The organism is Pseudomonas sp. UBA1879 (genome assembly GCF_002338065.1).
In the GTDB taxonomy this organism is placed as follows: Bacteria; Pseudomonadota; Gammaproteobacteria; order Pseudomonadales; family Pseudomonadaceae; genus Aquipseudomonas.
The window spans coordinates 1-12,187 of the sequence record NZ_DDHJ01000022.1; the positions used below are offsets into that span (position 1 = coordinate 1).

The following is a 12,187-nucleotide window of genomic DNA, read 5'->3' on the forward strand; positions in this document are numbered from 1 at the left end:
AAGACACAAGCTTGCTCGCGAAGGCGGTGTGTCAGATAAAGACGCATTGCATGACACTCCAACAATCGCGAGCAAGCTCACTCTTAAAGGATCCCGCGTTGCTGCGTCACAGTGCGAGCACTGAAAGAGCCCCATCATCAGCCTTGGAAGCCTGGCCATGCATTTCGACCTGATCGATCTGAAGCTTTTCCTCAACGTGACCGATGCGGCCAACATCACCGCCGGGGCCGCTTGTAGTCACTTGTCGCTGGCGTCGGCCAGTGCGCGGATTCGTGGGCTGGAGTCCTCGCTAGGCATCTCCCTGCTGGCGCGTGGCCGACGGGGCGTGACGCCGACTGCCGCAGGCAAGGCGTTGGCGCAGCATGCGCGGCTGATTCTGCAACAGGTCGAACGTTTGCAAACCGACCTCACCGACTACGCCAGAGGCTTCAAAGGTCAGATTCGCCTGCTGTGCAACACGTCGGCGCTGAGCGAATACCTGCCTGAGAAACTCGCTGACTTCCTTGCCCATCACCCCAATATCGACATCAGCCTGGAGGAGCATCCGAGCCTTCGGATTCTCCACGCCGTGCGCCACGGCACGGCCGATATCGGCATCATCTCCAACGCTGTCGATGTCAGCGATTTACAGACCCTGCCGTTTTGCGCCGACCCGCTGACCCTGATCATGCCCCTCGATCATCCATTGGCCGAGCCGCTCGATGGTGCGCAAGAAGGTGTGCGGTTCAGCCAAACGCTGGCGCACGAATTCGTCGGCCTTGGGGTGAACAGCGCAATGGCGATTTACCTCGAAGAACAGGCGCTGCATGTAGGGCGCCGGATCAAAACCCGGGTACGGGCTGAGAGCTTCGATGGCGTGTTGCGCATGGTCCTGCGCGGCGCCGGCTTGGGCATCGTGCCCCAGGCGGCGGTGGATCGATTTCAAAAAAGCAGGCAGCTTAAAAGCATCCCCCTGAGCGACCCATGGGCAGACCGCAAGCTGCTGCTGTGTGCGCCCGACTTTGCGGCGCTGCCGGAATACGCCAAGGCACTGGTGCGTCATCTGACGGGAGAAACTGCGTTTCTGGACACCCCGATGTCGAGCCCAGACAACTGACGCGCTCCGCACCTCCCTAAGGTGGGCAGGCGCAATGTTCGTCCCCCATTTCTGGAGTTTCCATGAGCGATTTCATCACCCTTCTTCGCGACACCACGCCACTGCCCGTCGTTGACGCCTGCAAATGGGAGCGCATCGGCGGCGACCCGCACACCGTCAACCTGAACGCTTACACCAGCGCTGACGGCCAGAAGATCATGGGCACCTGGATCTGCACGCCAGGCAAGTGGTACGTCGAGTACACGAAGTGGGAATACTGCGATTTTCAGGAAGGCTATTGCATCATCACCCCTGAAGGCAAAGCGCCGATTCACCTGAAAGCCGGTGACAAATTCATCATTGAGCCGGGCATGAAAGGGACGTGGGAAGTGGTCGAAACCGTGCGCAAGTATTTCGTGTTCGCCTGACCGATCAGCGCGGCAAACATCGAAGGAGCCGTCTTGTGCGGCTCCTTTTTTTGTCCCAAATGACATGCGAAGGACGATGAGAAGGATGCAGCGGATCTATCGCGTCCATAGACTGAATTTGCGCGGACATTTTTTGAAACGGGAATAGTATGACTGCCGTCATGAATAGCACCGCTCAGCGTCCTGCTATTCGAATCTTCTCCCGGGCCGCCGCACAAGGCCCGATCACGGAGCTCACTGTCATGTCCGAAGTCACCCTCTACACCACCAACAGCTGCCCGTACTGCGTCGCCGCCAAGAACCTGCTCAAGGCCAAAGGAGTGGAATACCACGAGATCAACGTTCAGACCTCGATGGAACAGCGCACCCTCATGATGGAGCGCAGTGGTCGGCGTACCGTGCCGCAGATTTTCATCGGCGACGTTCATGTCGGTGGTTTTGATGACATGGCCCTGCTGGAACGCAAAGGCGAGCTGAATGCGTTGCTGGCTGGCGCCCCCGCCTGATTGTTTGCAACTGGGCGGTGCCTGGCCCTTCCTCGGTAAAGCCCGCCATTTGCACAGATCAGTCGCGTTACGCCCACGACAGCGGAACGCGAGAGCTCTGGCCCAAGCTGACGCTCCGGACAGCTTTCCATTTCTGCCAAGTCCACTTGCCATTTGTAACATTCCCCTGATCCTGGCTATTTCCTAGGATCCCTCGACGCCTGGCTCGCCAGCAATCAACGTAACGAGGGGAATGGCTAATGTCTGATGCCACTGAGCGCCTATGGGGCGCGCGCTTCAAATCCGGGCCGGCTGCGGCCATGGCCAACTTGTCGCGCTCGCCTGCCGTGTATTTCCGCATGACGCCTTATGACATCGCCGGCTCCAAGGCGCATGCTCACGAGCTCGAACGCGCGGGGCTGCTGACCGCTGATGAAACCCTACGCATCATCGCCACCCTCGACGCGATCAACGCGGACTTCGCCGCCGGACAGATACAGCCCATTCCTGCCGACGAAGACGTACACACCTTCATCGAACGCCTGCTGACCGAACGCCTCGGCGCGCTGGGCGGCAAGCTGCGCGCCGGTCGCTCACGCAATGACCAGACGGCCAACGACATGCGCCTGTTTCTGCGTGATCAGATTCGCCAGCTGACCCTGTCGATTCTCGACCTGCAGGACGCGCTGGTCGGGCAAGCCGAGCAGCACGTAGACACCGTCGCGCCGGGCTTCACCCATTTGCAGCAGGCGCAACCTATCGTTTTCGCCCATCACCTGATGGCCCATGCCCAGGCGATTCATCGCGATATCCTTCGCCTTCAAGACTGGGACAAACGCTTCAACCTCTCACCCCTTGGCGCTGCCGCGATGGCGGGCTCGGCGATTGCCCGCGACCTGCAAAGCTCAGCCGCCGAGCTGGGTTACGCAGGGCCATGTGAAAACTCCGTCGATGCCGTCGCCAGCCGCGATCACGTCGCTGAATTCCTGTTCTGCGCCAGCATGCTGGGCATCAACATCTCGCGGATGGCCGAAGAATTCTGCATCTGGACCTCGCGGCAGTTCCGCTGGGTCGAGCTGGACGACGCTTACGCCACCGGCAGTTCGATCATGCCGCAGAAGAAAAACCCGGACATCGCCGAGCTGGCACGGGGCAAATCGGGGCGTTTGATCGGTTCGCTGACGGCGATTCTGTCGGTCCTAAAAGCGCAGCCTCTGTCCTACAACCGCGATTTGAGCGAAGACAAACATGCGATTTTCGACGCCGTGGACACGTTGAATCTGGTGCTGCCAGCCTTCGCGGGCATGGTCAGGACGATGACCGTGCGCAAGGACGAACTGCTGCGTCAGGCACCGCTGGGTTTCACCCTTGCCACCGAGGTTGCCGACTGGCTGGCCGTGCGCGGCGTGCCGTTCAAAGAGGCCCATGAAATCACCGGGCAGTTGGTGCAACTGTGTGAAGCGCAAAACATCGGGCTGGAAGAAATGACCCCGGACATGCTTGCCCGAACCGATGCGCGGCTCACAGCGGACGTGTTGGAGGCGTTGACGCTCGACGCGGCGCTGGCAGCGCGTAGCGGATGGGGCGGGACCTCGCCAGTGCGCGTGGCTGAGCAAATTGCGCGGTTCAAAGCGCACCTGATCGCGCAAGAGAAATGGGCGAAGGATTACAGCGGGCCGAAGGCTTGAACCCGCTCATACCTGCCTCCCACAGTCAGTCGCTGGGTTGAAACCCATTCCCTGTAGGAGTGAGCTTGCTCGCGATGCGTCAGATCAGACATCACCAAGTGCCTGATCAATCGCTATCGCGAGCAAGCTCACTCCTACACTGAAGGGCGTGCATCAGACGCGATACAGCCATCAATCCTTCTTCAGATACCCCTCAATCACCGCCGAGAAATCCTTCCCGCCATCGCCCCGCAGGCTCATCGCCTGATACAGCTGATGGGCCAGGGCGCCGAGGATCACCGGCTGCCGCGCAACCCTTGCCGCTTCGGTGGCCAACCCCAGGTCCTTGAGCATCAAGTCAGCGCCAAAACCACCGGTGTAGCCCCGGGACGCAGGCGCAGTTTCGACGACGCCCGGCCACGGGTTGTACACCTCCGAACTCCAGCACCGCCCCGTCGAGCTGTTGATGATGTTGGCCAGCACGCCGGTATCGATGCCCAGGGTGTTGCCCAACGCCATCGCCTCGGCCACGCCGATCATTGAAATTCCCAACAGCATGTTGTTGCAGATCTTGGCGATCTGACCGGTGCCCACATCGCCGCAATGCACGATATTGCGGCCCATCTGCGCCAGGATCGGTTTCAGCACGTTAAAGTGCTCCACGCTCGCGCCGACCATGAACGTCAACGTGCCCGCTTGAGCGCCGCCCGTACCACCGGAGACCGGCGCGTCGCCCAGCGCCACGTTCTGCTTGCTCGCCATTTCCGAAACGTCGCGAATGGTCTGTGGATCGATGGTGCTGCAATCCACGGCAGGTACGCCCGCGCCGATCCCGGCCAGCACACCGTCGTCATTCAGGTAGACCGCGCGGACGTGGGCGGCGGCAGGCAGCATGGTGATGACCAGCTCGACTCCTTGCGCGGCGTGTTTCGGCGATTCACTGATGCGCCCGCCCAGCTCCGCCAATTCGGCCAGCACCTGCTGATTGAGGTCGAACAGGTGCAAGTGATGCCCGGCCCGGATCAGGTTGCGCGCCATGGGCGCACCCATGTTGCCCAGACCGATGAATGCGATTTTCATTGTTGTTCTCCTTGTCAGATTCCCATCCGAACGCCGCGGCCCCCCTTGTAGGAGTGAGCGTGCTCGCGATGCGGTGTTTTCAGTCAGAACCTCAGCAACTGACAGACTGCTATCGCGAGCACGCTCCTACAGGGTGTGTGCTGCCTGCGACGACTCAACGCAAGTTAATCGTCGTGTTCACCCCGTCGTTCACGCTGCTGTCGTCGAACCACCGGCTGGTGACGGTCTTGGTCTGAGTGTAGAACTGCACCACTTGTTTGCCGTACGGGCCGAGATCGCCGAGCTTGGAGCCGCGCGAACCGGTGAAGCTGAAGTAAGGGACCGGCACCGGAATCGGGATGTTGATGCCCACCTGGCCGATGTCGATTTCGTTCTGGAATTTGCGCGCCGCCGCCCCGCTCTGGGTAAACAGGCCCACGCCGTTGCCGAACGGGTTGGCGTTGACCAGCTCGATGGCCTGATCCAGCGTGTCGACTTCCAGCACCACCAGCACTGGGCCGAAGATTTCCTGGGTGTAGATCTGCATCTGCGTCGTCACGCCGGTGAACAGGGTCGGGCCGACAAAGTTGCCCTGCTCGTAACCCGGGACTTTGATGTCGCGGCCGTCCAGCTCCAGTGTCGCGCCTTCTTTCACGCCACTTTCGATCAGGTCGAGAATGCGCTGTTTGGCGCGCTTGGAGATGACCGGCCCGACATCAGTGCCTGGCTCGCTGCCCGCGTTGACCTTGAGCTTCTGCGCCAGCGCTTTCAGATCAGGCACCCACTGCTTAGCGGCGCCGACCAGGACCACCACCGAGGTCGCCATGCAACGCTGACCTGCGGCACCGAAACCGGCGCCGACCAGCGCATTGAGGGTCTGTTCACGGTTGGCATCCGGCAGCACCACGGCGTGGTTCTTCGCGCCCATCATCGACTGCACGCGTTTGCCGTGTTTGCCTGCCAGGTCGTACACGTGAGTGCCGACAGCGGTCGAACCAACGAACGAAACCGCCTTGATGTCTTTGTGGGTGCAGATCGCGTCTACCACGTCCTTGCCGCCGTGCACGACGTTGAGCACCCCGGCTGGCACGCCCGCTTCCACCGCCAGCTCGACCAGCAGCATGGTCGACATGGGGTCTTGCTCGGACGGTTTGAGGACGAACGTGTTGCCGCACGCGATGGCCATCGGGAACATCCACAGCGGAATCATCGCCGGGAAGTTGAATGGCGTGATCCCCGCGCAGACGCCGATCGGTTGGCGCAAGGTGTAGGTGTCGACGCCGCCCGCGACGTTTTCGGCGAACTCGCCCATTTGCAGCGTGCCGATGGAACAGGCGTGTTCGACCACTTCCAGGCCCCGAAAAATGTCGCCTTCGGCATCGGCGATGGTCTTGCCCTGTTCGGCGCTGAGCACCTGAGCGATGCGCCTGGAGTGTTCGCGAATCAATGCCTGTAACTTGAGCATGATGCGCATGCGGGCGCCGATCGGGGTGTCGCGCCACGTTTTGAAGGCCTGGTGCGCGGCAGCCACAGCGGCGTCCACTTCCGCAGCGGTGGCCAGCGGCACCTTGGCCAACACGTCCTGCGTTGCGGGGTTGACCACATCCAGCCAGTCGCTGGTTTGCGAATCGACCCACTCGCCGTTGATCAGCAGTTTGACGTTGGCCACGGTGGTGTTGTTTTTGTTGAGGGACACGTTCATTGCAGATTGCTCCATTCGAAGGGCGGCCTGTCATGACGGCCGCCGAAAAGCAGGATTCAAAGGGGCGTGCGGCGCGCCGGGTCGGCCTTCATCAGCGCCGTACAAACCAGTGCGATCAGCGCCATGCCGATCAGATACACGATCACGTAATGCGGGTCGCCACCGCCCAGGGCCAGCAGCTGCGTGGCGATCATGGGCGCAAAACCGCCGCCCAGTACACCGGCCAACTGGACCGACACCGAGATGCCGCTGTAGCGGATTTCAGCGGGGTATTGTCGGGCGAACAGCAGCGATTCAGGGGCGTACAAAATCGGAAACACCACCCCCACCGCCAACACCATCGCCCACCAGACCAGCACCGGATCGCGGGTACCGAGCATGGCGAAGAACGGGTAGACGAAGGCGCAAAGCAGTAACAGGCCAGCGAAATAAAGACGCTTCTGGCCGACACGATCGGAGATATGCCCACACAGCGGCATGGTCACCAGCGACAGCGCGGCGCCTGCGGTGATCGCGCCCAAGACATCGGCACGAGGGATTTGCAATTGGTTGGCGGCGTAGGCCAGGGCGAATGTCACCGACATGTAGAACCAGGCGTTTTCCGCCGTGCGCGCGCCGATGATGGTCAGGGTCTCGCGCGGCTGATCGCGGAACACTTTGAACAGCGGGACCTTGACGGCAATGTTTTGCTTTTTCAGTTTCTCGAAGTCGGGCGACTCGGGCACTTTCAACCGGATGAGCCAGCCCACCCCCAGCAAGAGCACGCTGGCGAGAAACGGAATACGCCAGCCCCAACTGAGCATGTCGGCCTCCGGCAATTTGGCGACGAGGGCCATCGCCAGCGATGCCAGCACCAGCCCGGCGCCGACCCCGGTTTGCGGCAAGCTGCCGTAGAAGCCTTTCTTGCCTTCGGGGGCATGTTCGACGGCCATCAACACCGCACCGCCCCATTCGCCTCCAACCGCCATGCCTTGTAAAAAGCGCATGCTGACCAGGATGACCGCCGCCCAATAACCGATCTGCTGATAAGTGGGGATCAGGCCAATGATGATGGTCGGCACGCCCATCAACATCAGCGTCACTAGCAGCATGGATTTACGGCCGATCTTGTCACCGAAGTGACCGAACACGATGCCGCCCAACGGACGCCCGAGAAACCCCACCGCGTAGGTGGCGAACGCCGCCAGCACACCGATGATCGGGTCCAGTGCCGGGAAAAAGATTTTGTTGAAGATCAGTGCGGCGGCCGTGCCGTAGAGGAAAAAGTCGTACCACTCGATGGTCGTACCGGCCATGCTCGCCGCACCGGCGATCCGGTAGGCTTTGGCTTTGGTTTTCGCAGCGCGGGCGTCAGGCACACCGGCGTCCGCTGTCAGAGCGTCCTTCATAAACTCCTCCGCTTATTTATTGTTGTGCAGGGTGTTATGGCATGTGGGTGGGGCGGTTTTGCTTGGGCTTACCTCGGTCTGGAAATATTCACAACCCTCCTTGTGGGAGCCAGCAACCCGGCTCCCACAAGGTTGTGTTCAGTTCGGAACACGGTTGGTTTGCGATCTGCACCGGAGTATAGATGTGCAAACTTCCAATAAGAACGCACATAAAAGCAGGTCAAACATGCAAAAACACATCACCTCCCTCAGCACGCTGAACTGGGATGACCTGAAGTTTTTCCTCGAGGTGGCGCGCACGCGCAAGGCCAGTTCGGCGGCCAAGCGGCTGGCGGTGGACTACACCACCGTGTCGCGCCGGATCAGTTCGCTGGAAGCATCGCTTGGCACTCTGCTGTTCGAAAAATCGCGCAACAGCGGGTTCGTGCTGACGGCGGAAGGCCAGCGTTTGCTGGGCTCGGCAGAGTCCATCGAAAGCACGTTGCACATGGCGTGCGAGCAGGTTTCAGGCTCCGGGGTGGCCTTATCAGGGCATGTGCGCATGGGCTGCACCGAAGGCTTCGGCAGCTTTTTCATCACCCCTCAGTTGAGCCACTTCACCGACACCTACCCTGCCATCTCGGTGGATATCTTGCCGCTGCCACACTTCATCAGCCTCTCAAAGCGCGAGGCTGACATCGTCATCGCCCTGGAACGCCCGGAACATGGGCCTTACGTGGTGTGCAAATTGTGCGATTACAGCCTGCGTCTGTACGCGACTCAGGCCTATCTCGACCAACATCCGCCCATCCTCAAGACCGATGATCTGGTCGGCCATCCGTTCATCAGCTACGTCGACGACCTGGCCTTCAGCCCCGAATTGCTCTATCTGAACAACCTGCTCCCCGACGTCCACGCGCCCCTGCGCAGCACCAGCGTCGTCGCGCAATACGTCGCAGCCTTGCAGGGTCGGGCCTTGGCCATCCTGCCCTGCTTCCTCGCCGCCCAAGACCCACGGCTACTGCCGGTATTGCCTGAAGACGTGAACATCACGCGGCAGTTCTGGATGTACTGCCGGGAGGACTTGCGGAAGCTCAAGCGGATCACGTTGTTGTGGGATTACATCCGCCAGACCACCGAACAGAATCAGGCGTTTTTGTTGGGGGATACGCGGGTGTTGAGTTTTGTGGATTAGCCAACAAGCCCCATTCACCACATACCTGTAGGAGTGAGCTTGCTCGCGATAGCTGTCTGCCGGAAATAGAGGCGTCTGCTGGAAGAATGCAATCGCGAGCAAGCTCACTCCTACAGCGAAATGCGCGTCCGCGTCTAGATCGCCCCTCCCCTCCATAGTTTAGAAATCTCTGAACTATGCATTTGAGCTTTCCTATTCTTCCCGTTCATCGCCCGAACCTAAGATCGGCCCCAATAAAGGAGCCCGTCCAGTAGAGACCCGGCCCAAAGATTGCCTTTCTGATGTGACTGCCGCTGTACCCCGCTCCGGCCCGTGCCGTGGCGGAGCCATGTTCAGGTCACGTGTCAGTCGCAAGACGCAATCTTTGGGGACGTTCGATGAAACTGGAAATCTTTCGCACGATGTGGGGCTACACCGCGAGCAAGGCTCAGGCGCTGGATGAGCTGCTGGAAGCCGGGTTCGACGGCATGGAAGCGCGCCTGCCGCTGACGCCGGTGGAGCGTGCCGAGTTCGGCGCTTTTTTGCGGGCCAATCACCTGCCTTACATCGCTACAGTCTTCACCGCCTACGACGTCCTGCCCGAACAATCAGCGACCCTCGCCGAACACCTGACCGATCTGGAAAAGAAACTCGCCTGGTCCTCCGAACTGTCGCCACGCTTCGTCAATGTGCTGGCCGGAAACGACCGCTGGCAACTGCCCCAGCAAGTGGAGTTCTTCGGTCAGGCGCTGGAACTGGCGCATAAGCATGGCCAGGCCGTCACCTTCGAAACCCACCGCGCCCGCTCGCTGTTCAATCCGTGGGTGACGCTGGAGCTGATTCGTCAGCTGCCGGACCTGCGTTTCACCAGCGACATCAGCCACTGGATCGTCACCTGCGAACGCCTGCTCGACGACCCGGAAGATGACCTCAGCGCGTTCGTCGAGCGCGTTCATCATATTCAGGCCAGGGTCGGGTATGACCAGGGCCCGCAGGTCCCGCACCCCGCTGCCCCCGAGCGTGCCGCCGAGCTCGCCTTCCATCAAGACCACTGGGAAGCGATCTGGAAATCCCAGCAAGCGCGGGGCTACCAGGTCACCACGCTGACCCCTGAATTCGGCGCTGACGGCTACCTGCATCACCTGCCCTTCACCAATGTTCCGGTGGCCGATCTGTGGTCGCTGAACGTGTGCATGGCCCAGATCGAACGTGAACATTTCCAGCGCTTCACCCACACGACAAGCCGATAAGGAGCGTTTCGTCATGCCTGATCAGTCTCAAGCGGCGACAGTCTCAACCGAGCCAAGAGTGGCCAACTTCAGCAGCATTCCGGTGGTGGACATTGCCGGTCTGTTCAGTCCCGACATCGCAGATCGCCAGGCTGTGGCCGACGAGCTCGGCAAAGCGGCGCGCGAGGTGGGCTTTCTGTACGTCAGGAATCACGGCATTGAGCCCGCACTGATTGCGGGTTTGCGCCAGGCGGCCAAGGACCTGTTCGCCCAGTCCCTCGACTACAAAATGCAGCATTACATCGGCACCTCGCGCAGCCACAAAGGCTTCGTCCCGGAAGGCGAAGAGGTGTATGCCAAAGGCAAGCCCGATCACAAGGAAGCCTTCGACATTGGCTTCGAAGTCGGCGACGAAGACCCGCTGGTGATCGCCAAGACCCCGCTGATCGGCGCCAACGAGTGGCCGGATTTGCCCGGTTTCCGTCCCGCCGTCGAAGCCTATTACGCCGCCGTATTTGCACTGGGTCGTCGGCTGTTCGACGGCTTCGCGTTGGCGCTTGGCCTTGAAGAAGGCTACTTCGAGGCGATGGTCACCCGCCCGCCGTCCAAACTTCGGCTGATCCATTACCCCTTCGACGACGCCGCGCAAGACGCGCCCGGTATTGGTGCGCATACCGACTACGAGTGCTTCACCATGCTGCTGGCTGACAAGCCGGGACTTGAAGTGATGAACGACCTGGGCCAGTGGATCGACGCGCCGCCGGTGGAAGGCGCCTTCGTGGTCAACATTGGCGACATGCTCGAGGTGATGACCGCTGGTACGTTCGTTGCTACGGCTCATCGGGTACGCACGGTCAGCGAAGAGCGTTATTCCTTCCCGCTGTTTTTCGCCTGCGACTTCCACACCCAGATCAAACCGTTGCCTCAATTCGAGAAACAGGGAACCGAGTACGAGGCGATCACCATCGGCGAACACATGTTCGGCCAGGCCTTGCAGACCTATCAGTACCTGCGACGCAAGGTCGAGAACGGCGAACTCAAGCTGTACGAAAAGGCGCGCAAGCCTTCGAGCTTTGGCCATTTGAAGCATCAGACGCAGGACGCGCCGTGATGCCCCGCAATTCATCCAACCACACCGTGCCATACCTTCCTGACGTGGAGTCACCGACGATGCGCAACACTTTGAACACTGCAGTTCGCTTGACCGTTCTGACCAGTGCCGTACTCGGCGCGAGCGTTTTCGGGACACTGGCCCACGCCGCGACCACCGTGACGCCTGGCCAATTGAAAGTCGGCATGGAAATTACGTACCCGCCGTTCGAATCCTACGACGAGAAGAAAAACGTCGTCGGCGCAGACCCCGACCTGTCGCGCATGCTGGCCAAACACTTGGACCTGAAGGCCGAATTCGTCGACACCAAGTTCTCCAGCCTGATCCTGAGCCTGAACGCCGGTCACTACGACGCCATCATCTCGGGCATGTACATCACCCCTGAGCGCCAGACCCAGGCGCAGACCATCGCCTACGCCAAGACCGGCGCCGCAATCATGGTCCTGAAAGACAGCCTCCTCAAACCGAAAGTACCGGAAGACCTGTGCGGCCTGAAAGTCGGCCTGGAAAAAGGCACCACCTGGGTCGCCCAATTCAACAAGCTCTCTACCGATTACTGCGTGCCGAACAACAAAGGCGCGATCTCGGTCAGCGAATTTCCGTCGGCCCCGGAAGTGACCCAGGCGCTGCTGTCCGGCAACGTTCAGGCACAAGTGGAAATCGACGGCGCCGCCGGCATGATCGCCGAGCGCACCAAAGGCCGGGTGGTGGTCAGCACCGAGCATTCGATCTACCAGCAAACCCTCGGCATCTACGTGAAAAAGGGTAACGACGAGCTGTATCAGGCATTGCTCAAGGCCTTCGACGAAACCAAGAAATCCGGTGAATACGCGGCGCTGCTGAAAAAGTACAACTTGGAAGAACCGAGTCTTTAACGGCTGACGCTTCAC

At 60.5% G+C, this 12,187-nt stretch carries 11 protein-coding genes; 8 read left to right on the forward strand and 3 right to left on the reverse strand.

Annotated elements, in window-relative coordinates; genetic code table 11:
• The first annotated feature begins 157 nt into the window (after positions 1–157).
• From B3N48_RS24485 to argH, 4 genes are all read left to right on the forward strand, one after another.
• Positions 158–1,096, forward strand: a complete 939-nt coding sequence (locus tag B3N48_RS24485) for a LysR substrate-binding domain-containing protein (protein WP_296188066.1) — start codon at positions 158–160, stop codon at positions 1,094–1,096.
• 62 nt (positions 1,097–1,158) lie between these two features.
• Positions 1,159–1,503 carry a cupin domain-containing protein gene (locus B3N48_RS24490; RefSeq protein WP_296188068.1) on the forward strand — a complete coding sequence of 115 codons (345 nt, stop codon included), beginning with the start codon at positions 1,159–1,161 and terminating at the stop codon, positions 1,501–1,503.
• Positions 1,504–1,745: 242 nt separating this feature from the next.
• Complete coding sequence (gene grxC, locus B3N48_RS24495; protein WP_296188071.1) at positions 1,746–2,009, forward strand: glutaredoxin 3; 264 nt, start codon at positions 1,746–1,748, stop codon at positions 2,007–2,009.
• Positions 2,010–2,248: 239 nt separating this feature from the next.
• On the forward strand, positions 2,249–3,676 hold the full coding sequence (gene argH / locus B3N48_RS24500; protein ID WP_296188074.1) for an argininosuccinate lyase: 1,428 nt from the start codon (positions 2,249–2,251) through the stop codon (positions 3,674–3,676).
• A 171-nt stretch (positions 3,677–3,847) separates the two neighbouring features.
• Here the strand turns inward: argH and mmsB are convergent, their stop codons facing one another.
• The 3 genes from mmsB to B3N48_RS24515 all read right to left on the reverse strand — a co-directional run bounded on the left by mmsB (position 3,848) and on the right by B3N48_RS24515 (position 7,804).
• Positions 3,848–4,735 carry a 3-hydroxyisobutyrate dehydrogenase gene (gene mmsB, locus B3N48_RS24505; protein ID WP_296188076.1) on the reverse strand — a complete coding sequence of 296 codons (888 nt, stop codon included), beginning with the start codon at positions 4,733–4,735 and terminating at the stop codon, positions 3,848–3,850.
• A gap of 154 nt (positions 4,736–4,889) precedes the next feature.
• On the reverse strand, positions 4,890–6,416 hold the full coding sequence (locus B3N48_RS24510) for a CoA-acylating methylmalonate-semialdehyde dehydrogenase (protein ID WP_296188077.1): 1,527 nt from the start codon (positions 6,414–6,416) through the stop codon (positions 4,890–4,892).
• Between the two features lie 56 nt (positions 6,417–6,472).
• On the reverse strand, positions 6,473–7,804 hold the full coding sequence (locus B3N48_RS24515; RefSeq protein WP_296188079.1) for an MFS transporter: 1,332 nt from the start codon (positions 7,802–7,804) through the stop codon (positions 6,473–6,475).
• 226 nt (positions 7,805–8,030) lie between these two features.
• Here B3N48_RS24515 and B3N48_RS24520 point away from each other — a divergent pair, with 226 nt between their 5' ends.
• From B3N48_RS24520 to B3N48_RS24535, 4 genes are all read left to right on the forward strand, one after another.
• Positions 8,031–8,978 (forward strand): LysR family transcriptional regulator, encoded by a 948-nt coding sequence (locus tag B3N48_RS24520; protein WP_296188081.1) that lies wholly within the window; start codon positions 8,031–8,033, stop codon positions 8,976–8,978.
• A gap of 377 nt (positions 8,979–9,355) precedes the next feature.
• A complete protein-coding gene (locus tag B3N48_RS24525; RefSeq protein WP_296188083.1) occupies positions 9,356–10,207 on the forward strand; it encodes a sugar phosphate isomerase/epimerase family protein in 852 nt (283 codons plus the stop codon).
• Between the two features lie 13 nt (positions 10,208–10,220).
• Positions 10,221–11,297, forward strand: a complete 1,077-nt coding sequence (locus B3N48_RS24530) for an isopenicillin N synthase family dioxygenase (RefSeq protein ID WP_296188086.1) — start codon at positions 10,221–10,223, stop codon at positions 11,295–11,297.
• 59 nt (positions 11,298–11,356) lie between these two features.
• Positions 11,357–12,172, forward strand: a complete 816-nt coding sequence (locus tag B3N48_RS24535; protein ID WP_296188088.1) for an ABC transporter substrate-binding protein — start codon at positions 11,357–11,359, stop codon at positions 12,170–12,172.
• The last annotated feature ends 15 nt before the right edge of the window (positions 12,173–12,187 follow it).